Source organism: Romboutsia sp. MSSM.1001216sp_RTP31141st1_G3_RTP31141_220114, assembly GCF_039031195.1.
Classification (GTDB): Bacteria; Bacillota; Clostridia; order Peptostreptococcales; family Peptostreptococcaceae; genus Romboutsia_C; species Romboutsia_C hominis.
On the sequence record NZ_JBCIUO010000004.1, the window covers coordinates 116,542 to 138,264 of the forward strand.

20 protein-coding genes are annotated in these 21,723 nt (G+C 28.6%); 6 read left to right on the forward strand and 14 right to left on the reverse strand.

Features of this window, described 5'->3' with window-relative positions; translation table 11 throughout:
• Positions 1-6 precede the first annotated feature (6 nt).
• From ABCP60_RS08600 to pfkB, 8 genes are all read right to left on the reverse strand, one after another.
• Complete coding sequence (locus ABCP60_RS08600; RefSeq protein WP_343101602.1) at positions 7-1,338, reverse strand: PTS transporter subunit EIIC; 1,332 nt, start codon at positions 1,336-1,338, stop codon at positions 7-9.
• Positions 1,339-1,369: 31 nt separating this feature from the next.
• Positions 1,370-1,705, reverse strand: a complete 336-nt coding sequence (locus tag ABCP60_RS08605; protein ID WP_092922747.1) for a PTS sugar transporter subunit IIB — start codon at positions 1,703-1,705, stop codon at positions 1,370-1,372.
• A 91-nt stretch (positions 1,706-1,796) separates the two neighbouring features.
• Entirely contained in the window at positions 1,797-2,102 is a 306-nt protein-coding gene (locus tag ABCP60_RS08610; protein ID WP_092922744.1) for a PTS lactose/cellobiose transporter subunit IIA, read from the reverse strand.
• 15 nt (positions 2,103-2,117) lie between these two features.
• A complete protein-coding gene (gene ypdE, locus ABCP60_RS08615; protein WP_343101603.1) occupies positions 2,118-3,161 on the reverse strand; it encodes an aminopeptidase in 1,044 nt (347 codons plus the stop codon).
• 2 nt (positions 3,162-3,163) lie between these two features.
• Entirely contained in the window at positions 3,164-5,065 is a 1,902-nt protein-coding gene (locus tag ABCP60_RS08620; RefSeq protein ID WP_343101604.1) for a PRD domain-containing protein, read from the reverse strand.
• Between the two features lie 328 nt (positions 5,066-5,393).
• Complete coding sequence (gene fba / locus ABCP60_RS08625) at positions 5,394-6,245, reverse strand: class II fructose-1,6-bisphosphate aldolase (protein WP_092922735.1); 852 nt, start codon at positions 6,243-6,245, stop codon at positions 5,394-5,396.
• Between the two features lie 48 nt (positions 6,246-6,293).
• Positions 6,294-7,463 (reverse strand): tagatose-6-phosphate ketose isomerase, encoded by a 1,170-nt coding sequence (gene agaS, locus ABCP60_RS08630; protein ID WP_343101605.1) that lies wholly within the window; start codon positions 7,461-7,463, stop codon positions 6,294-6,296.
• A 274-nt stretch (positions 7,464-7,737) separates the two neighbouring features.
• Positions 7,738-8,667, reverse strand: a complete 930-nt coding sequence (gene pfkB / locus ABCP60_RS08635; protein WP_343101606.1) for a 1-phosphofructokinase — start codon at positions 8,665-8,667, stop codon at positions 7,738-7,740.
• A 231-nt stretch (positions 8,668-8,898) separates the two neighbouring features.
• Between pfkB and ABCP60_RS08640 the strand changes: the two genes are divergently transcribed.
• Positions 8,899-9,624, forward strand: a complete 726-nt coding sequence (locus ABCP60_RS08640) for a GntR family transcriptional regulator (RefSeq protein ID WP_092922729.1) — start codon at positions 8,899-8,901, stop codon at positions 9,622-9,624.
• Positions 9,625-9,662: 38 nt separating this feature from the next.
• On the forward strand, positions 9,663-10,817 hold the full coding sequence (gene nagA, locus ABCP60_RS08645; RefSeq protein ID WP_092922726.1) for an N-acetylglucosamine-6-phosphate deacetylase: 1,155 nt from the start codon (positions 9,663-9,665) through the stop codon (positions 10,815-10,817).
• Positions 10,818-10,988: 171 nt separating this feature from the next.
• Here nagA and ABCP60_RS08650 read toward each other — a convergent pair whose 3' ends face one another.
• Together ABCP60_RS08650 and ABCP60_RS08655 are read right to left on the reverse strand one after the other, a co-directional pair.
• The gene (locus ABCP60_RS08650) at positions 10,989-11,651 is read right to left on the reverse strand and encodes a phenylalanine--tRNA ligase beta subunit-related protein (RefSeq protein ID WP_343101607.1); all 663 of its coding nucleotides are present in this window, start codon (positions 11,649-11,651) and stop codon (positions 10,989-10,991) included.
• Positions 11,652-11,757: 106 nt separating this feature from the next.
• Positions 11,758-11,982: an AraC family transcriptional regulator gene (locus ABCP60_RS08655; RefSeq protein ID WP_343101608.1), complete on the reverse strand. Its 225-nt coding sequence runs from the start codon at positions 11,980-11,982 to the stop codon at positions 11,758-11,760.
• 335 nt (positions 11,983-12,317) lie between these two features.
• Here ABCP60_RS08655 and ABCP60_RS08660 point away from each other — a divergent pair, with 335 nt between their 5' ends.
• The 4 genes from ABCP60_RS08660 to ABCP60_RS08675 all read left to right on the forward strand — a co-directional run bounded on the left by ABCP60_RS08660 (position 12,318) and on the right by ABCP60_RS08675 (position 15,736).
• Entirely contained in the window at positions 12,318-13,007 is a 690-nt protein-coding gene (locus tag ABCP60_RS08660) for a polyphosphate polymerase domain-containing protein (RefSeq protein WP_343101609.1), read from the forward strand.
• Between the two features lie 56 nt (positions 13,008-13,063).
• A complete protein-coding gene (locus tag ABCP60_RS08665; protein ID WP_195237962.1) occupies positions 13,064-13,750 on the forward strand; it encodes a DUF4956 domain-containing protein in 687 nt (228 codons plus the stop codon).
• Positions 13,751-13,866: 116 nt separating this feature from the next.
• Positions 13,867-14,547, forward strand: a complete 681-nt coding sequence (locus ABCP60_RS08670; RefSeq protein WP_343101610.1) for a response regulator transcription factor — start codon at positions 13,867-13,869, stop codon at positions 14,545-14,547.
• Positions 14,540-15,736 (forward strand): HAMP domain-containing sensor histidine kinase, encoded by a 1,197-nt coding sequence (locus ABCP60_RS08675; RefSeq protein WP_195581502.1) that lies wholly within the window; start codon positions 14,540-14,542, stop codon positions 15,734-15,736. The genes ABCP60_RS08670 and ABCP60_RS08675 overlap by 8 nt, the downstream gene beginning before the upstream one ends.
• A gap of 52 nt (positions 15,737-15,788) precedes the next feature.
• On the opposite strand, the gene ABCP60_RS08680 is transcribed toward ABCP60_RS08675, so the two are convergent.
• From ABCP60_RS08680 to ABCP60_RS08695, 4 genes are all read right to left on the reverse strand, one after another.
• Positions 15,789-17,756 (reverse strand): carbohydrate-binding domain-containing protein, encoded by a 1,968-nt coding sequence (locus ABCP60_RS08680; RefSeq protein WP_343101611.1) that lies wholly within the window; start codon positions 17,754-17,756, stop codon positions 15,789-15,791.
• 164 nt (positions 17,757-17,920) lie between these two features.
• Positions 17,921-18,220: a nitrous oxide-stimulated promoter family protein gene (locus tag ABCP60_RS08685; RefSeq protein WP_343101612.1), complete on the reverse strand. Its 300-nt coding sequence runs from the start codon at positions 18,218-18,220 to the stop codon at positions 17,921-17,923.
• Between the two features lie 54 nt (positions 18,221-18,274).
• The gene (locus ABCP60_RS08690) at positions 18,275-19,957 is read right to left on the reverse strand and encodes an ABC transporter ATP-binding protein (RefSeq protein WP_330615404.1); all 1,683 of its coding nucleotides are present in this window, start codon (positions 19,955-19,957) and stop codon (positions 18,275-18,277) included.
• On the reverse strand, positions 19,950-21,719 hold the full coding sequence (locus ABCP60_RS08695; RefSeq protein WP_195928578.1) for an ABC transporter ATP-binding protein/permease: 1,770 nt from the start codon (positions 21,717-21,719) through the stop codon (positions 19,950-19,952). The genes ABCP60_RS08690 and ABCP60_RS08695 overlap by 8 nt, the downstream gene beginning before the upstream one ends.
• Positions 21,720-21,723: the final 4 nt, after the last annotated feature.

Consider the following 21,723-nt stretch of genomic DNA (forward strand, 5'->3'; position numbering starts at 1 on the left):
AAAATATTAGAAATCTAATTCTAAATCTCCTAATAAATCTTCGTCTTCTTTAGAGAATATATTCTTAGCTGCATTTTTAGCTTCTTCTTGTTCCTTAGCTTCTTGTTGACGTTCCATTATCTTGAAGAATGGCCAATATAGCGCAACTGCTAGTACTAATTGTAAAGCATTAACTACTATAGAACGCCAATCTCCATTAGTTAAGAATCCTTCTAAGAATACTCCTACATATGGAGGGTCAAATACTGGTTTTGCTAGCCATCCCCAGTGCATAAGAAACATTGGCAATGTACCTATTATAGCTCCACCAAATACATGTGGTATAAACATTATTGGGTTTAATATTATTGGAGCACCAAATAATATTGGTTCATTTATTCCAAATAATGCTGGGAATAATGATACACGTCCTATCTTCTTATAAGTTTGGTTTTTAGATAACATACAAGCTACTACACATCCTATACTAATACCACAACCTGTAAATCCGAAGAATGCACTTGAAACCCCTCCTGTAAAGAAGTGAGGTATTGCTTCTCCTGCTTGCATTGCTGCTATATTTTCAGCTATAAATGTAACCATTATAGGTCCTGTTAAAGGCTTAAATACTGATGAGTGTATACCAAAGAAGAATATAGTACATATAGCAAAGTTAAGTGCAAGAACTGCCCATGGATTATCCATACTTCCTACTAACGGAGATAGGAATTGAGTAAGTATTTGTGGAGGTAATTCTCCAAATACAGCTAATGAAATAAAACGAGCTGCTATGAAAGTACCACAAACTATAATAGTAGTTGGTATTAATTCAAAAGATTTAGATACAAAATCTGGTACTCCTTCTGGCATTCTTATTGTAATATTCTTTTTCTTACAGAAGTTATATAACTCTACAGATCCAAGACCTGCTATCATACCTGTAAATAGACCTTTAGCACCTAGGTTTCCTAATTCTAATGCACCATCTGGTGTAAAAGTTGCTACTAAGAATAAAAATGAGAAAGTTGCAAGTGTAACACAACCTGGTATATATAATTTATAATAATTACCTAAGTTAAAGGCAATACACATACAGGCATATAATCCTATTAATCCTATAGAAAAACTTACTGGTAAATCTAATACTGCTGCATTTTTTAATATAAATTGACTTATTGGATTGCTTTTTCCAAGCATATTTGGAAGTGCTGGAAGTATTGCAAATATACTCCCCAGTATTGTGAATGGCGTCATAGCAACCATACCAGCTTTTATAGCCCCAAGGTGACGTTGATTGTCAACCTTGTGAGCTAAAGGCATAAATACTCGATTCATAAACGCTTCAAACTTAGCAAACATATTTAATCCCCTTTTCCCTATACTATTTTTATTATCCTTGAGCTAATTGATGTTTTTTATAAGTTACTAAAGCTAACTTCATAACTGTAGCTCCATCCATTTTTCCATAAACATCTTTATCTATTACTGCATAAGGTTTATTTTTTGGATCTAATATTCCTTTTAAGAAGTCTAACTTATGAGATATTTGAGGTCCTATAAGTACTATATCCCACTCATCAACTTGACTTTCTATTGAATCTGCTGGTATCGCTGTAAATTCGAAATCGTTTTCATCAAGTTTAGCACTTTCTTTTACTACCTTCTTCATATTTTGCATTAACATATTTGTAGAGAATCCACCTGCACAGCATAATAATATTTTCATAACAATTCCTCCTAAAGTTTATATTTTTTATTTTCCTTTAGAAAGTTTAATCTTTCTAAAGGAGTATTTGTATAATTAATTTGTTTATCTACTACTTATCAAAAACTTCTATTAAAGCTTCTATTAAATCTTTTGCTAATTGAGAAGTCATATAGTGGTCTTGAGCATGAACCATTAAAAGACTCATTGCTGGACTTTCAACATCTTCATTTAAATCTTGAGTGATTAATTCTGTTTGTATTCTGTGAGCTTCAATATCTATTTTACGAGCTTCATTTATTAATGCTCTTGCCCCCTCAAAATCCTTTTCCTTAACCTTTTTTAAAGCTTCAAAAGCTTTTGCTTTACTGTCACCTGCTGTTGATATAAGCTCCATTATTTGCATTTCTGTTGACATTTTTTTATTCTCCTTTTAAATAAAATTCTTTATATTTTTGTATCTTTCTTCATCAAAATTTAAAACTAACTGAGTATATAACTCTATAATAGATTCTAAGTCTTTATTGCTTACTATAGAAAATGCACAATGTCCATATCTAACTGGGACACAAGTTACTGCACAAGGCTTACCTTCATTTACAAGATGCGCCTCTCCACCATCAGTTCCACCTGACTCAAACATATCATGTTGAAGAGATATATTGTTTTTATCAGCAATTTCTATTATGTAATTTATCATTTTTCTATTTGGAACTAAAGTTCTATCTCTATGCATTAGCATTATGCCTTTATCTATTTGTTTTTGATTTGTATGATCTCTTAAAAATTCATTTTTAGCACATGCTACATCTATTACAAATACTACATCAGGATTTATTAACTGAGTTGCTGTTTTTGCACCTCTTATACCAACTTCTTCACTACTCGTAGCTGCAAAATGAACATTACAATTTATATCTTTTTTCTCTAGTCTTTTTAAGACCTCTCCCATTGCAAAGCATCCAATTCTATCATCAAAGGCCTTACCTACTAATCTATTTTCTAAAGTAAATTCTTCAAAATCAGTAGTGTATGTTACCATGTCCCCAACTTGAATACCTAAATTGTATACTTCTTCTGCTGTATATGCTCCAACATCTGCATACACCTTCTCAACTTTACCATCATTGTATGTTCCATTTATGATAGCAGGGATTTTCTTCCCTTCGCTTGTAGTGATTCTAACTTTTTGTGTGAATTGTGCAAGAGGTTTTACTCCTCCTATTGTTATTAAATGAATCATACCAAGCTTATCTATACTTCTTACCATAAACCCTACTTCATCCATATGAGCACAGATCATTACATTTGGTGCTTTTTCATTTTTTATCTTAGAAAAAATTATACTCCCTAATCCATCACATACTATTTCATCACTATAATCTTTCAACTCTTCTAATAAGACTTCTCTAATTTCTCCTTCATTAGAGGCTATCCCATCTGCTTCTGATAATTTCTTAAAAAAATCTATATTCATATCTAACCCCCTATGTAGATTTTTAATTTATACATAAACTCTTCATAAGATTGTGATCTATTTAGCATATCTACTATATCTTTATCTGCCATAATCTTAGTTAAGTATTTAGATATTTGTTTGTGAAGCTCTAGATTTCCCTTTATTAGCGAAATCATAAAAATAATTTTTGGTTTTCTATTTTCATGAATAATATCAGAGTGTACCAAAGCTACTGATATTATATTTTTATTACCTGTCATTTCAATTGGATGAGGTATTGATACCCCATTTGTATAAATGGTACTTAAATAACTTTCTCTTTCCCATACATCTTGAGGATAACTTGGAGAACAAGCACCTTCATCAACTATACACTGTGACATATTATCAAGAATATCTTTATAATCAATTTTTTCTTTTATACATCTAAAATGATTTTTATTAAACAGACTTAATATATATTTCTTAGGATTTGACAAACTCCCTATCTGGTCTGCAAATCGTACACTTTCTTTAATATTTAGATAATCTAATTCATCTAAAATTTCATTTATAAGTATAACTGGAGCATTTGTTTTGAATTGTGAATTTGTTATTGAAAAAATCAAGTCTGGCTCAAAACATACTACTTCTTCTTCATCTAACAAAGAAAAGTTTTTTATTTCAGCATTTGGAAAAATTTCTCTTAATCTTAATTTTATTAGAAATGCACTTCCCCCTCCTGATGAACATATTACTGCTATTTTATATTTTTGATTAAAACTAGCTTCTTCTCTTTTCTCAAATGGTACAGCTATATGAGTGGCTATAAAACCTATTTCCTCTTGACTTATCTTTATCTTGTGTTCACTTTCTATAACTTTGGAAAGTTGAATAGCTAAATTAAAAACTGTTGGATATTGCTGACTTATCTTCACCGAAAAAGGATTTTTTGTGTTATGATTCCTTTTTACACGTTCTATTAAAGACGCGATATGTAAATAAAGTAAATTAAAGAATTCTTTATCTTCTAAAAAACTAGTATTATATTTTTTATCTACACCTTTAAAAAATTCGTATATTATATCTTGAAGTTTACTTTTGTCAGCATTCATTATGGTAGCTTTTTTATCTTTAGTCCTTAGCTTTATAAGTTGCTTTAAGTAATCATTTTCCTCATAAGTAAGATAATATTTTTTGTCTTTAAAAATTTTATCTAGTAAATCATTTATTATTAAATCTTCTGTATCTAACTTTAATTCATTAATATTTTCTAATACTCTCAAATTGACCCTTATATATAAAGTAACAATTTGAGCTAATATTTCTTCAAGTTCCGTTAGGTTTGCTTCCAAATCATGCTTATTAAGTACATTTTTTATTGTACTTCTAATATCATCTAATTTGAAATCATCTATAAATTTATCTCTATATTCCGTTATATTTCTATTTTCTTTAAAATAATTTTCTACTAATATTTTTTGAATTGATTTAACAGTACCTTCTATCTTAATTCCATAATGAGCCTTACGCTCTAACTTCAATTCTGTATCTCTTAGCTTTTTATCTACTTTTTTTAAATCATTTTTAATTTGAGATGAACTTACTAAGAATTTTTTGCTTAGCTGATCTATAGTTTTGTAACCTTCATTTACTAATAGTTCTACTATTATAGATTCTATCCGTTGTTCTGGATTTTCAATTGAATATGAGGGTAAGTTTTTTAGGTAATTCTCGAACTTTTCTTGGTCTTTAAGATTTAAAATATATCCTAGTCTAGTCTTGTATTCTAATTTAAAACCATTGCGTTCTTCTACACTTTCTATATTCTTAATTTCATTTCTAATAGTTCTAGTAGATACCCCTAGCTTATCTGCAAAATAATCTAGACTTAGATAGTCACCACTGTTTCTTAAGCATTCAAGAATAACACGCTCTCTCATATACCCACCTCCCTCAGTTATTTTTATACTTTTAAATAATGTTATGAATTGAAAACACTTTCTTTAAAAAGTCGATCTTTTCTATATTTATAGCGAAATTTATGTATCTTAATATATCATAATAAAATATATGTTTGATACAACAATAAAACCTATAGTTTGTTTTTTATTATATTTTAATTATATCTTCAATCTTTTTCCAATAAAAGCCGATATTTTTCAACAATTATATGAAAAAACTATACCATTATTTAAATAAATGACATACCTTTTTCAAAAATAAAAATATCCTAGATTTATCTAAAATAAATCTAGGATATTTTTATTTTTATGCTTTATTTATAGACCCACATACAACCATTTTTTCTTTTACAAATGATTTTACTGATTGAAGTCCAGCTTTTCCATATTTCTTTGGATCTATAACTTCAGGATCTTCACTTAAAACTTTTTTTACACCGTTACTATATGCAATTCTTAATTCAGTTGCATAGTTAACTTTAACAATACCTCTTCTTATAGTTTCTTTTATAGTTTCATCAGGTATTCCTGATCCTCCATGTAATACTAATGGTACTGAAACTAATTTTTTAATTTCTGATAATCTATCTAAATCTATTTTAGGTTCTCCTTTGTATAAACCATGTGCTGTACCTATGGCTATAGCTAATGAAGACACTCCTGTTCTTTCAACAAATTCCTTTGCTTCTTGTGGATCTGTATGAGCACTTCCTTCTCCACCATCTAGATCATCTTCTTTTCCCCCAACTTTTCCAAGTTCAGCTTCTACTGGTATAAGAGATGGATTACAAGCTTCTACCACTGCTTTTGATAATGATATATTTTCTTCAAAACTTTGATGGGAACCATCTATCATTATTGATGTATAACCTGTTCTTAAAGCCCTCATTGCAAGATCAAAACTTGAACCATGATCTAGATGCATTGCTACAGGTACTTTCGCTCTCTCTGCTGCAACTTTTGCATTTGCTAAATAATAGTCAAGACCTGCATATTTTACAGTAGATGGAGTAGTTTGTAGTATGACTGGAGAATTTAGTTCCTCTGCAGCTTCTATAACAGCCATTACCATTTCCATATTCTCTACATTAAAAGCCCCTACTGCATATTTTCCCTCTTGTGCTTTTTTAAACATTTCAGTTGTCGTTACTAATGCCATATTTATACCCCCTAATTTTAATCTAAATATTTATAAATTTTCAATTTCTTACTTCTCATATTCGTGTATTATTACACCTTTTACTACTCTATTTACTGTCCCTGTTGGCGATGGTGTATCTGGTTTATTATTACATTTTACTGATGCAAATAGTGATATAGTTTGTGCAAATAATACATATGGGAATGCAAGGTATGCATCTGGTAATTTATCGTATTCTCTTTCAAATCCAAATGTTGTACCTGAGAAATTATTTTCATTTTCTACTGATATTGCACAAGTAAGTTTAGCAATTTTATCTGCATTTATTTCTTCTAAAACATCTAAATCATATTTTCTTGTGTATACATTATTGGATACAAATACAAATATAAGTGTATTTTCATCAATGAACGACTTTGGACCATGTCTAAATCCCATAGGAGAATCATATGCTGTAGCTATTTTCCCCGCTGTAAGTTCTAATAACTTTAACTGTGCTTCTTGTGTTAATCCTCCTAGACCTCCAGATCCTAAGTATACTACTCTATTAAAATCTTTATTTATTAACTCGTGTATTTCATCTTTTCTATCTAATACATTTTTACCCATTTCTATTATTGCATCTATATAAGATTTCTCTACATCTTCTTCTAAGTTATCAAATATTAACATTGCAGTTAACATCATGCATGAGAAACTTCCTGTCATAGCAAAACCTTTATCATTTGATCTTGATGGCATTAATAATAAATAATTATTTTCATCATTTTTAGTTACTTGAGCAAGTTTTCCTTCTGGAGCACAAGTTATAGCTAAATGATAAAAATTATCTACAATTTGTCTTCCTAAATTTAGAGCTGCTAAACTTTCAGGGCTATTTCCACTTCTTGCAAATGAAACTAATAATGTTGGTACATCCTTTTTTAAGTAATCATATGGATTAGAAACTATATCTGTAGTAGGTATTGCTTCAATTATCCATTTTCTTATATCATTTTTATTTTTAAGATATGGAAGTATTGAATTTCCTACATAAGCTGAAGTTCCAGCACCTGTAAATATAACTCTAAATTGTCCATGCTTATTACCTATATTTTCTATAAACTTATTTAATTGCTCTTTATTATCCTTATATATTTCATAAGCTTCTAACCATAATTCAGGTTGTTGCTTTATTTCTGTTGTTGTTATTATTGCACCTAAATCTTGTAACTTTTGTTCTTCTAATTTAAACATATTACTTTCCCCTTTCATATTTTCAAATTTAAATCTGGTAATAAGGTTATAACCAGTTATTTTTAAAAAAAATATATATCATACTTAAACTATTTTATTCTCTCCCAAGTGGTAATTACCAATAATCCAAATATAAATTAATTTGAATTTTTTGTCAATAAGAAAAAGTTTATATTACTCTCCTTATAAACTTTATGCTTTAATTATAATTAAGTTTACAATTATAAAAATATGCTAAAAATAATTATTATGAACCTATTTATCTCAGATTTTACTAACTTAATTTTGTTACTTTAACTAAGCCTTGATATTTTTTAACTTCTTCTAAAGTTACAAATCCAGTTTCTATGTTAAGAGCATTACTTATACCACAAGCATTCGAAAGTTTAAGCAAGTCTTCTACTTCATATCCTCTCAAAATACCTACACTAAATCCAGCTATTGTACTATCTCCACTACCTACAGTATTCACAGCTTCTATCTTTGGTACTTTTGCTTCATATACTCCATATTCATTTAAGTAAATCATTCCATCTTTTCCTAGAGATATACACACATTTTGTGCTCCCATTTCAAGAAGTTTTTTCCCCGCAGATATAACCTCATCTCTTGATTCTACATTGGTTCTTAATATCTGTTTTATTTCATCTGTGTTAGGTTTTATTAAATATGGTTTTGATTTTAGTGCTATTTTTAATGGTTCTCCTGATGTATCTAATATAAATTTTATATTATTTTCTCTACATATATGACCTATCTTTTCATAATAATCTAGCGGCATATTTTGACAGTAGCTACCTGAAGCTATTAGTATTTTAGTGTCTTTTATCACTTCTTTTATATCATTTTCAAACTTTTCTAAATCATTCTTTTCTATTATTGGCCCTTTTTCTAAGAACTCTGTACTTACCTTATTATCTTCAATTATATTTAAACAATTTCTAGTCTCTTGCTTTATTTCTGTAAATTTGTTTTTTATACCTAATTTTCTAAGTTCATCTTTTATAAATGCTCCATTAAATCCCCCTATAAATCCCATAGCTAGCGGATTTTCTCCTAAAATTTTGCATACTTTCGTTACGTTTAGACCCTTTCCTCCAGCAGTTGCATTTGTACTTATTACTCTTTGAACTTCACCTATATTTATACTATTTACTCGATACATTCTATCTATAGATGGATTGAATGTTATTGTCGTAATCATAATTACTTCTCCTTTTATTAATATACAAACCCCTAATCTATAACCTTCAATGTGGTTACTACCACTTAGAATATAAATTATTTTATTATTTTTGTCAATACTATGTAGTTTTAGCATAAATTAATAATTTTCCTTGCTCAGTTATCTCTATACTTTATTCATTGACAGAAATAGTTGCTCATTTTATAATTAAAATGTGGTAATAACCACTTAGAGAGGATTAAAATTTTTATGATAAACAGAAATGATAAAAGACCAATATATGATCAATTGGTTGAAATACTAAGAAATAAAATCGAAAATGAGATGGAGCCTAATGATAGGATGCTATCAGAAAGAAAAATTTGTGATGAATACGGGGTAAGTAGGACTACAGTTAGATTGGCCATGGCTGACTTAGAACATATGGGGTATATATACAAAAGACATGGAAAAGGAACTTTCGTAGCTGCACTTAATCAAAATTCACAAAATTTAATGGATAGTTATAGCTTTACTGATCATATGAAAGCTCAAGGAAAAAATCCAAGTACAAAAGTATTATCCTTTGAGATAATAGAAAGTACAAGATATTTTGCTGAAAAGTTAGGTATAAATCCTGGCGAAAAAATAATAAAAATAATGCGTCTAAGACTTGCAGATAATATTCCTATGATGCTTGAAAGAACATATCTTCCTATGAGAGAGTTTGCGGGATTAACACAAGAAAAAGTTATACAAAAACCTTTATATGAAATATTTAGAGAAGACTATGGAGAAATTATCAAGGTGGCTGATGAGGAATTTTCTGCAGGTATAGTATCTGATAAAGAGGCGGAGCTATTGGAAGTACCAATAGATTCAGCATGCTTAAAGTTACTTCGTACTACATATAATGATAATAATATAGTTATTGAATTTACTCTAAGCGTTGCTAGAAGTGATAAATTTGTATATAAAATAAGACATTTGAGATAAGAAACATACCAAATATAATATGATTAGGGGGATCAACTTTGAAAAATTTTATTTATGCAGATAAGTTTTTTATGAAATATGGTATAGAGGAAAAAGGATACCTTAGTATAATTGATGGTAAATTTGGCAAATTTCAAAAAGAAAAACCAGATGTTAATGACAATATCATAGATTACTCAGGTAAGTATATTGCTCCAGGTTTAGTCGATACTCACATACATGGTCTTTTAAATGCAGATGTTATGGATAACACATTTGAGGCTATTAATACAATTTCAAAAGGATTACTAAAATATGGAGTAACTTCTTTTCTACCAACAACTTTGACTGATTCTATAGAAACACTAAGTGAATCTATAGAAAATATAAGTAATAATTACAAAAAAGTTGAGGGCGCAAAAATACAAGGAATTTTCTTAGAAGGTCCATTTTTTACTGAAAAACATAAAGGTGCCCAGAATGAAAAATATTTTAAGGACCCTGAAATTAATATCCTAAAAAAATGGCAAGAGAAATCAGGAAACTTAATAAAGAAAATAGCAATTGCCCCAGAACGTGAAGGTGCAGTAGAATTTACTAAATATGCTACTAAAAACAATATATCAATAGCACTTGGGCATAGTTCATCTACATTTGAACAAGCCGAGAAAGTGGTTAATTCAGGTGCTAAAATATTTGTACACACATATAACGGTATGAGCCCATTAAATCATAGAGAACCTGGAATGGTTGGAGCAGCTATGGCATTAAAAGATACATATGCAGAGCTAATATGCGATGGACATCATGTAAGCCCTATTGCTGCTAAAATAATGATGGATATTAAATCTAGAGATAATATTGCCTTGATTACAGATTGTATGAGAGCTGGTGCTATGCCTGATGGTGAGTATATTCTTGGGAAGTTCGATGTTAATGTAAAAAATGGAGTTGCAAGATTAAGTAGCGGAAGTTTGGCTGGAAGCGTATTAACAATGAATAATGCTATTAAAAATGTAATTGATTGGAATATAGCAACTTTAGAAGAGGCAATAAAAATGGCTTCATATGTACCTGCTTTAAGTTGTAATATTAATGATGTATGTGGTTGTATAGACCAAGGTATGGATGCAGATTTTATAGTTATAGATAATAATTTAAATGTACATGAAACTTATATAAATGGTGTATGTAAATATAAATCTAATAAGTAAATTTATATAGAGAGAAATATCTAAGTATGAGAGTGTAGATAGATTTGTGTAAAAACAAGCTTATCTACACTCTTTTTATTATTTTAAATAATCTTACAAAATCAACTTAACTTCTCCCTTTTAATTTTATACTAAAAAAGATGTTAGTATTTCTACCAACACCTTAATTCATTAGCTAATTACTTTAATCGAAATGTTTTTTGCACTTGCATACTTTTCTAATAATTCTTTTGCGTATTTTAAATACTCTTCTATTTCTTGCTTTCCACTAAAAGAATAAATGCACATAATTATCTCACTCACATCATTAGTTATCATTGCTCTTTCTGAATCACTTTTAGGACTACCAAAAGTAGATATCTCATCCGATAATACTGGCAGATTTTCAATATTTATAGGATCTTTACCAATACCTTTATATTTTTGTCCTTCTTTCCCTATAGTCAAACATATTGGAGGTTGTGTATTGTTTACATTATAACTCCCTACCGAAAAACCAGATTTTAAAGATATTAAATTATTAATTTCTACAATGTTATTTATTTTATAAAGTCCTTTTTTCTGTAAAATTCTTCTCATTAAAGATTCTGAAGATACTCTGTATTTACTAGGTGATTTGCCTAATTTTTTATATACTTCTCTAGCATCCTTTATTCTCGGTAAACTTGCTATATCTTCTAAAGAAATTTTTTTAATTAGATCTTCACAATATTTATCTATTTCTTTTAATAGGCTTTCACTACTACTTTCCACTTTTACACTTGCTTGTATACATCCTAATGTAATATCTGGACATACTTCTTTTAGCTTTTCTGAAACTTTAATATCTATCATAGTATATCAATTCCTTTCTCAATGGTAACAAATTATTGATATTTATTGATTTATAAATTATTATACTATGCAGTAAAAATATTCTTATCTCATATACAGATACTTTTTAGCACTTATTTAGAATATTTCCTGAATTATTTTGGTCTAATATTTTCTTATCAATTCTTAACTTTTGGAGACATTCAATTGGAGATACACCCATATTATTTTTAAACCATTCAGTATAATAATTCATATTATAATGTTCAATTTGAGCTAAATCTTTTAAATCTATATCATTCATATAATGCTCATTTATATATTCTACTGATGCAAATTTCTTTTCACACATAATCATCTCATAACAATATAAAAATAAATTATTTATTGAAGATGAGCTATACTTATTATTTATTTCGCTTAAAAATAAATGTTTTACTGCCTTCCACTTATAATTAAATATAATTTCTTGTACTTCCTTTTTATATTTTTTCTTTATTAGCTAATTAGCATATTAATTATATCATTTTAAAATATAAAAATACATTAGTAGTAATATCAATATATTTTTCATGGATTTCAATAGGGTTACTTAAACAAAGCAAATTTTATTTTAAGATTCATTTAAGGTTAAATTTATACAATAAAATCACAGAGATATAGAAATATTTTTTAGGAGGTATTTTGATGGCGATTAAGTCATTTAAACGTTATGAAAAGAAGTTTATTTTAACTCAAAAACAGTATGATGCATTAATACCAAGATTACTAGAGTATATGAATCCAGATGAACATTGTAAGTCTGGTAAGAACTACTCTATCTACAATATATATTACGATACAGATAACAACGATGTTATTAGACATTCTATTGCTAAACCTTATTATAAGGAAAAGCTAAGACTTAGAAGTTATACTGTACCTAATAGTATAGATGATAGTGTCTTTTTAGAACTTAAAAAGAAAATCAACGGTATTGTTAATAAAAGAAGAGTTGTTCTTACTTTAGATGAAGCCTATAAATTTGTAAACCAAGGTATAGCACCTACTTCTAATGATTATATCAATAAACAAGTTATTAATGAGATACAGTATTATCTAAAAAAAAATAAAGTCTATCCAAAAGTATATATTAGCTACTCTAGAAAGGCATTTTTTGCTAACGATGATAGAGATTTTAGATTAACTTTTGATTCTCAAATTATTACTAGACGAGATGATTTAGCTTTAGAGTCTGGAAGTTTTGGACAAGATATTTTAGGCGAAAGTAAGTATTTAATGGAAGTAAAAATTTTAGGTGCTATGCCTTTATGGTTTACTAGAATACTTACTGAACTAGAAATTTACAACACTCATTTTTCAAAGTACGGGAGTTAATTTATGAATTACTGCTTAAACAATTCAAATATAGATATAAAAGGGAGAGAAAAAGTATGTTAGAAACAATAATTTCATCAACAAGTGGGGAGTCATTTACTCTGATAAATGCTTTTATTGTAATAATATCATCAATTGTTTTAGGACTTTTAATTAGCGTTATATATATGAAGACAAACAAAAACACTTATAGCTCAAGTTTTACTACTACTCTTATTATGCTACCTGTGGTTATAGCTATAATAATTTTATTAGTAGGAAACAACATAGCTAGAGCATTTAGTTTAGCTGGTGCATTTTCAATAATTCGTTTTAGAAGTGCTCCTGGAGATCCTAAAGATATAGCTTATGTATTCTTTACTTTAGCTGTTGGTCTTACTTGTGGTATGGGATATATTGGATATGCTGTAATATTCACTACTATATTATGTGCAGTTATGGCAATCCTTGAATTGACTAAGTTCGCAACACCTAAAAATAAAAATATGCAACTTAAAATTACTATTCCTGAAGATTTAAACTATGAAGATGCTTTTGAAGATATATTAAACAAATACACTGACTCATTTTATATAGAAAGAATCAGGACTAGAGATTTCGGTGCATTGTTTGAATTAAATTACAAAGTTCAATTAAAGCCTAATGTAAATCAAAAGAAATTCATTGATGAATTAAGATGTAGAAATGGAAATTTAAATATAGTCTTAACGTTAGCTGGATTTGAAAATAATACTTACAGTTAATATTAACCCCTTAAAGTAATTTTAAGGGGATTTATTTTATAATTTTAAATTTAGATAATAAATGTGTAATTATTTGGTAATATATTATTAGACAATATATAAAGAGGTATATTTTTATGAAATTATTATTAGTAGAAGATGAAAAACAACTTTCCGAAGCTTTAACTCAGATTTTAATAAAAAATAATTACTCTGTTGATGCCGTATTTGATGGTGAAGATGGACTTGATTATGGTTTAACAGATGTTTATGATGTTATTATTTTAGATATAATGTTGCCTAAAATGAATGGTCTAGATGTATTAAAAGACTTAAGAAAAGAAGGAATTTCAACTCCTATTATACTCCTTACTGCTAAAGGTAGTATTGAAGATAGAATTTTAGGACTTGATTATGGTGCTGATGACTATTTACCTAAGCCTTTTTCTCCTGAAGAACTATTGGCTAGACTAAGAGCTATAACTAGAAGAAAAGGTCCTATGGTAAATAATAATATATTGGAATTTGGAGATATTAAATTAAATATTTCTACCTATAATATGGAAGTCAATGGTACTTCTCTTACTCTAACTTCTAAGGAGTTTGATATACTAAAATATTTTATGGAAAGACCTACATCTATAGTAACTAAGGATGATTTAATCACTAAACTATGGGGCTTTGATTCTGATGTAGAGCACAATAATATTGAAGTGTATATTTCCTTCCTTAGAAAAAAATTAGCCTATGTAAAGTCAAATGTTCAAATTACTACCTTAAGAAGAGTTGGGTACAAACTGGAGGAGCAAAATGTTTGATAAGCTAAAGAAAAAATTTATACTTATTAATATGACATTGCTTACTACAGTTTTTGTAGCTATTTTTGGAACTATTTTTGCCATAACTTATACTAATATAGTTAATGAAATGAATGGTGAAATGGAAGTTTTATTAAGGGGTGGTCATAAACCTAAACCTTATTATGACTATATAATTGCAGAGTATGATAAGGACAAAAATATATTAAATACTTTTACTCGTTTTAATACTAAAATTGACAACAATAATCTAAAGGAATCTGTAGTACAAATACTAAACAATAAAAGTAGATCTGGCAAAATAGAAATAGGTGATACTAAATATTCTTATACAAAAGAAGATACTCCTATGGGCAGTAAAATTGTTTTACTAAATAGAACTTATCTGCAAAATACAGTAACTCAGCTTTTAAAGAGTTTCTTATTAGTTGGCTGTATAAGTTTAATAGCTTTATTATTTATTAGTTTTTATTTAACTAACAAGGCTCTAAAACCTATAAAAGAAACTTTTGAAAAGCAAAAACAGTTTATTGCTGATGCTTCTCATGAGTTAAAAACCCCTCTTACCATTATAAAGACCAATACTTCATTAGTACTAAGTAATCCAAATGATGCTGTAAAAAATCAGTCTAAATGGATTAACTACATTAACTCTCAATGTGACAGAATGTCTGAGTTAGTTAATGAGATGTTATCTCTTGCTAAGCTAGATGTTGAAGAAAATAAAATTGAACTCCAATCTATTAATATTAGTAAGATAGTCCAAAGTATGATGCTTGGATTTGATGCTATTATCTATGAAAATGGTATTGAATTAGAAGAAAATATCTCAAATGATATCTTTATTAATGGAGATACTGAGGGTATCAAAAAATTATTTAATATATTAATGGACAATGCTATAAAGCATAGTAATAAGAGTGGTAAAATTACTGTTGATTTATTTAAAGATAAAAATAAAGTTAAGCTAATAGTTAAAAATACTGGTGAAGGTATTGAACCTGAGTATCTAGAGAAAATTTTTGAAAGATTCTACAGAATTGATACTTCCAGGGTAAGAGAAACTGGAGGTTATGGATTAGGATTATCTATTGCTAAGTCTATAGTAGCTCAACATAAAGGTAAGATATATGCTAAAAGTAACGTAGGAAAAGATACTACTTTTATAGTAGAGCTTCCTCTTCAATAAAATAACAAACACTTAAAAAAGAGGAGCTACTGCTCCTCTTTTTTAGTATTTGTTATTGTGTTTGAATATTGTTTTCCATGCTATTTTGTGTTGGTGGTTGTTGCATACTACCATTTCTATCTGGTCTAATGCCACCTTTTCCACCTCCCATATGACCCCCACCAGGACCTCCCATAGAACCTCCTGCTGAACCTAGGTTAGTTACACTTTCTGATACTGTAAAGCTCGTAGATTTTGTTCCTCCTGAGTATTTACCACCAGTGTATAATCCATCTTTAGCTTCTCCAGTTGAAGTTCCTCCATAAGATACTGTATATGTTGAACCTGTTTTTAATTCAGGTGATGATACTATTACTGACTGATATTGTTTTGATGGTGCAAAGGTAATTACTTCATTTCCTTTTTCATCTTCTATATGAATTATTGTGTTAGCTTGTTGTGATGATAAAGCTACGTTTACTGAGTTTTGAGAGGAAGTGGCGCTAGGTGATTGTGCCATACCTGCACTACCTGCTGCTATTAATATTCCTCCACTTATATCACAACTTCCATCATAATCTAAAGAACCATTTCCGTTATTTTCAGGACCGTTTACTATTGTTGTACCACCTGTTATTGTTATTGTTCCATTTGCATCTATACCATCTCCTCTAGCGTCTACTACTGTATACCCGCCATTTATAACTATTTCACATTTGCTAGATGAATTAAAATTATTTTCTCCTGGTCTACCACTAGTTGAAGAAGCATCATTGCCTCCACCAGCATTTATTCCATCATCACTTGATACTACATTTACATTCCCATCGTTAATTGCTATAGACTGACTCTCTATCCCTTCATATGATTTTGTAATATCTATATCTCCATCGTTTATTTCTATTTTAGAATCTGCATGTACACCATCATCTCCAGAAGATGCTTTGATATTACCTCCATTGATCATTATGGTGTCATTTGAGTGAATAGAGTCATCAGATGAATCTATATTTATGTCACCTCCAGATATTGTAATGTTAGAAGTTGCTTTTATCCCTTTTGCACTAGTAGAATCCGTTTCTTCTGTAGTAGTTGTATTATTCTTCTCTGGTGGTTGCACTCCTGGTGATTGCATTTCTGCTGGCTGCTTACCTCCCCAGTTACCCCAGTTTTCATTTTTACTACTACTATTTTTACTTCCTTCACCTGAGACTATATTTATTTCTCCATTAGATATTACTGCATTAGTTTCAGCTTGTATTCCATCTTGTCCTGACGTGACGTTTAAAGTCCCACCTTGAATATGTATATATCCTTTTTCTACATCTTCAGTATTACTAGATTTCATACCATCTTCCTTTGCATCTATAGTTATTTTACCATCTAAAATTGTAATAGAGTCTTTACCTCTTAGTCCATCTGATACTGCATTTACTGTTATTTGTCCGCCTTCTATTTTTAAGTCATCTTTACTAGTGATACCATTGTTGTAGTTTGCATTTACTACTAATGAACCTGTTCCTATTATAGTAAGGTCATCTTTACTAAAAATTGCCGCATTTGGTTCATCTGTTGTAGCATCTTCAAATACATAATTTTCTCCATCTGTTATAGTATTTTTAGTTCCCTCACTTAGCCCTATTACTACTTTTTTAGCACTTTTTACATATATAGGTGCACTATTTGAGCTTGTTATATTTGCATTGTTTAATTGTATTTGAACTTTATCTTCTTCACTTGAACTTACTACTATCTGCCCGTCCTTTAATTCTCCGCTTATGCTATAAGTACCTGCTGAAGTTATTGTTACTACATTGTTTTCTACCTTAGCACCTTCTCCGTTTATGCTTATGCTATCTCCAAGTTCTATATATGTATCTACTTCTTTTAATTCTTCGCTTTTTGTTGAATCTATTGTTTGATCGGTTACTGTAGTTTTGTTTGTATTTGTAGATGTTGTTGTATTAGTTTTTACTGAGCATCCTGTTACACTTACTGTTAAGGAAAGTGCACATAACGTTGTTAATAGTTTTTTGTTCATAATTTACCCTCCGAAAATTATATCTATTTAATTTGAATCTTTATTTGTATTCTTTTTCTTAGGATATAATAGCAACTCTACCTTAAACTAAACTTAAAAATAATCAAGTATGATATATACATCTACAAATCTATTTTAGTTTCTAAGTATATTATTAATTTATCTTATCTCTCAAAAATATGTTTTATAACTTCTATTGGCTCATGAAGTAATAGCCTTGGACCTGAAAACCTCATGACTTCTTTAATCTTAGCTCTCATATCCTTTTTATAGCAATGTATAGGACATTTACTACAAAACTTCTTTTCTTCTCCAAATTTACAAAGATCCAACCTTTTGTTAGCATATTCTAAAAGTTCACTACATTCATTACATAAGCTTCCGTTTTTATGCCTATGCTTTTTATTGCAATATATATTTATCATAAGATTAATAATATTTTTCTCTTTTTCTATTCTAGTCATACTCTTTCTCCCTAATTATCTCTAATATAAAAGGGCTAAAATAGCCCTTTTATATTAGTTGAATTTAAGTGTATTATTTTTTACATAAACCTTCTTGTCACATATTGATGTACTAGATTTTCTATGTGATACCATTATTATTGTTTTATCATCTGATTCTTCTTTTATACTTTTTAATATTTGTGCCTCATTAAGTGTATCTAAATTACTTGTAGGCTCATCAAGTATTAAAACTTGTGGATTATGTAAAAATGCCCTTGCTATACCTAATCTTTGCTTTTCACCTGATGAAAGATTAGAACCTATTTCTCCAACATTAGTTTCATATCCATTAGGTAAAGTTTCTATAAACTCATGTACTGAGGCTTTTTTACAAGCACTTATTACCTCTTCAATAGTTGCATCTTTTTTACCTATTTTTAAGTTATTTATAATAGTATCATTGAATAAGAATGTTTCTTGACTTACTAATGATTGAGTTTTTCTTAATGCTTTAGTTGGAATAGTTTTTATATTCTTATTGTCTATTTCAATACTTCCATTCTCTACATCCCAGAATCTCATCATAAGTTTTAAAAGTGTACTCTTTCCGCAACCACTTTCTCCTATTATTGCAACCTTATCCCCTTTTTTAATGTTAAGATTGACATCTTTAAGTAATACTTCATCTCTATCTGCATACTTAAATTCTAAATCATTTATATTAGTATTATTCATTTCTAAATCACAATTTCCAGATACTTCTTCAACAGCAGGCACTTCATCTAATATATCGAATAATCTTTGTGCACAAGCAAATGTATGCATTAAGTTATTTGATAGGTTACTTAACGCTACAGTTGGTCCAAAAGAACTAGAAAGTAAAACTAAAGCAACTATTACTTGACCTAAGTTTATAATATCAGCTTTAAATAATTCAACACCTACGTAAAGAGTTATAAGTATTGCTATCATTATAGTTATATCAGTTAAAGCTCTTATTAAACCTTCATGACTTTTTATAACTTTCATTTTTTCATTTAATTTATCACTATTTTTATTTATTGAGTTTAGTCTATTATCGCCTTGACCAAATAATAATATTTCTTTTATACCTCTTAATGAATCAAGTAAAAAACTATTAGCTTGCCCAAATTCATTTCTATAATCAAGTCCTGCTTCACTTCCTAATTTAGAAGATAAAACTGGTATTATGTATCCTACTATTACATAAAAAACTAATCCTATAATCCCAAAGTATGGATTTATATTATATAAAAATAATGCTATTATTGATGATGTAATTATGGCTATAACTATTGGTGCTATTGTATGAGCATAAAATACTTCAAGTAATTCTATATCACTAGTTATAACTGATATTAAATTTCCTTTTTCTTTACTTTCAAGCTTAGCTGGTGCTAACTTTCTTAAAGCTTTATATACCTTGTCTCTTAGTATAGCAAGTATTTTAAATGCTATATAATGACCTGAGTATTGTTCTATATACCTTAATATACCTCTAAGTACTGCACATACTATTATTATTTTTACTGCATTTTTAAAAGTATAACCCATATCAAGACCTATAATATCTCCCATAGCAACTGCTCCAAATGTAGTTATTGCTATAGCCGCTAAAAATCCTAATACACCAAAACTTATTGTTATCATCATTACAGGTACTAGTGGCTTTAGTATTTTTATAAGTCTAAGCATTATTTTACTACCTGACAATCTTTTTCTTTCATTATTCACTTATAGCCACCTCCCTAACTATATCTTCTTTATATATATTTTCTAAGTTTTCTTGATTAGTATATAGATTCGCATATGCTGAATTATTGTTCATTAATTCCTCATGATTTCCACTTTCAGCTATATATCCTTTATCTAACACATATATCTTATCCGCATTTTTTATGTTAGCTAATCTATGTGATATAACTACTACAGTTTTCTCTTTTGCTAAAGCATATATCGTTTCAAGTATTGAGTCTTCACTTTCAACGTCAATATTTGAAGTTGCTTCATCAAATATATAAACTTCCGGATTCGTTAGTATCATTCTAGCTAAAGCTAATCTTTGCTTTTGCCCTCCTGATAAGAACGATCCATTTTCACCAACTGGAGTTTGTAATTTTTTATCAAGTCCCATTACAAAATCATAAAGATTTGCTGTCTTTAAAGCTATATATAGTTCTTCTTCAGTTGCATCTTCTTTACCCATTCTTAAATTTGCCTCTATCGTAGAGTTAAATATATACGAGCTATGACTTATAAAGCTTACTTTTTTTCTTAATTCATTAAATGGTATATCATTTAAGTTTACTTCATTTAATAGAATTTCACCTTTATCGACCTTATTTAACTTTAAAAGTAAATTAGTTATTGTACTTTTTCCACAACCACTTTCTCCGACTAAAGCAACCATTGATTTATTTTCTATGTCTATATTTACATTATGTAAGACTTTTCTTTCTTTATCATAACTAAAATCAACATTTTTTATTGATATAGAAATATCTTTTAATTTTGCTTTATTCTTATCTGATAACTCTTTTTCTTCTTCAACCTTAGCATCAAGTAAATCAAATATCTTATCAGCAGCAGCTAATCCATTCATAGCGACATGGAAAAATGACCCAAGTAGCCTCATCGGAATAAAGAACTCTGATGATAATAATATTATTACTACTGTAGATCCTATAGTAATATTGCCTTTAGAAAATTCATTAACAGCTATTAATATACCTATAGCAGAACCACCAAATGCTATTAAGTCCATTATTGTTATAGAATTTAATTGCATTGATAAAACCTTCATTGTTATATTTCTAAAAGTTTCTGCTTCTTTATTCATTTCATCATTTTTTTCTTTATCTAAATCAAATATCTTTAAAGTGGTAAGACCTTGAAGATTTTCTAAAAATGAATCTCCTAAATTAGTATATATCCCCCAGTATTTGCTTAAAAGTTTTTTAGCAAATTTCATAACTGACGCTATTGATATTGGTATCAATGGAACACATATTAAAAGTACTATTCCTGCCTTAAAGCTTATAGGTGCTATAACAGCAAATAATGTAAGTGGTGCTAATAAACTATAAAATAATTGAGGTAAGTATCTACCAAAATAAATTTCAAGTGCCTCAACTCCATCCACTGCTATTTGAACAGTTGATGATGTTGATATTGTGTCATTATAATTTACACCTAATTTTAATAATTTCTTATAAATACTTTCTCTTATTGATGCTCTTACCTTTGCTGAAGAATTATAAGAAAATATTCCTGACATATAATTGCATATAAATCTTATCAATATTAACGAACCTAAATAAGCCACATAAGCTACCATATTAAAATTCAAATCATTATTATATAATTTGTCTATTATATTTCCAACAAATAAAACTATTCCTATATTACAAATTATTGATATCCAGTTCATTAAAACTGTAAAATATACATATTTTTGAGATTCTTTGCTAAGCGAAAGTAATCTTTTATTTACCATAATA

Bases quoted from the DNA above. Each gene is read 5' to 3' on its own strand.
- ABCP60_RS08600 (WP_343101602.1), bottom strand. From the start codon at position 1,338: ATGTTTGCTAAGTTTGAAGCGTTTATGAATCGAGTATTTATGCCTTTA.
- ABCP60_RS08605 (WP_092922747.1), bottom strand. From the start codon at position 1,705: ATGAAAATATTATTATGCTGTGCAGGTGGATTCTCTACAAATATGTTA.
- ABCP60_RS08610 (WP_092922744.1), bottom strand. From the start codon at position 2,102: ATGTCAACAGAAATGCAAATAATGGAGCTTATATCAACAGCAGGTGAC.
- ypdE (WP_343101603.1), bottom strand. From the start codon at position 3,161: ATGAATATAGATTTTTTTAAGAAATTATCAGAAGCAGATGGGATAGCC.
- ABCP60_RS08620 (WP_343101604.1), bottom strand. From the start codon at position 5,065: ATGAGAGAGCGTGTTATTCTTGAATGCTTAAGAAACAGTGGTGACTAT.
- fba (WP_092922735.1), bottom strand. From the start codon at position 6,245: ATGGCATTAGTAACGACAACTGAAATGTTTAAAAAAGCACAAGAGGGA.
- agaS (WP_343101605.1), bottom strand. From the start codon at position 7,463: ATGTTTAAATTAGAAGAACAAAAGTTACAAGATTTAGGTGCAATAATA.
- pfkB (WP_343101606.1), bottom strand. From the start codon at position 8,667: ATGATTACGACAATAACATTCAATCCATCTATAGATAGAATGTATCGA.
- ABCP60_RS08640 (WP_092922729.1), top strand. From the start codon at position 8,899: ATGATAAACAGAAATGATAAAAGACCAATATATGATCAATTGGTTGAA.
- ABCP60_RS08650 (WP_343101607.1), bottom strand. From the start codon at position 11,651: ATGATAGATATTAAAGTTTCAGAAAAGCTAAAAGAAGTATGTCCAGAT.
- ABCP60_RS08655 (WP_343101608.1), bottom strand. From the start codon at position 11,982: ATGTGTGAAAAGAAATTTGCATCAGTAGAATATATAAATGAGCATTAT.
- ABCP60_RS08660 (WP_343101609.1), top strand. From the start codon at position 12,318: ATGGCGATTAAGTCATTTAAACGTTATGAAAAGAAGTTTATTTTAACT.
- ABCP60_RS08665 (WP_195237962.1), top strand. From the start codon at position 13,064: ATGTTAGAAACAATAATTTCATCAACAAGTGGGGAGTCATTTACTCTG.
- ABCP60_RS08670 (WP_343101610.1), top strand. From the start codon at position 13,867: ATGAAATTATTATTAGTAGAAGATGAAAAACAACTTTCCGAAGCTTTA.
- ABCP60_RS08675 (WP_195581502.1), top strand. From the start codon at position 14,540: ATGTTTGATAAGCTAAAGAAAAAATTTATACTTATTAATATGACATTG.
- ABCP60_RS08680 (WP_343101611.1), bottom strand. From the start codon at position 17,756: ATGAACAAAAAACTATTAACAACGTTATGTGCACTTTCCTTAACAGTA.
- ABCP60_RS08685 (WP_343101612.1), bottom strand. From the start codon at position 18,220: ATGACTAGAATAGAAAAAGAGAAAAATATTATTAATCTTATGATAAAT.
- ABCP60_RS08695 (WP_195928578.1), bottom strand. From the start codon at position 21,719: ATGGTAAATAAAAGATTACTTTCGCTTAGCAAAGAATCTCAAAAATAT.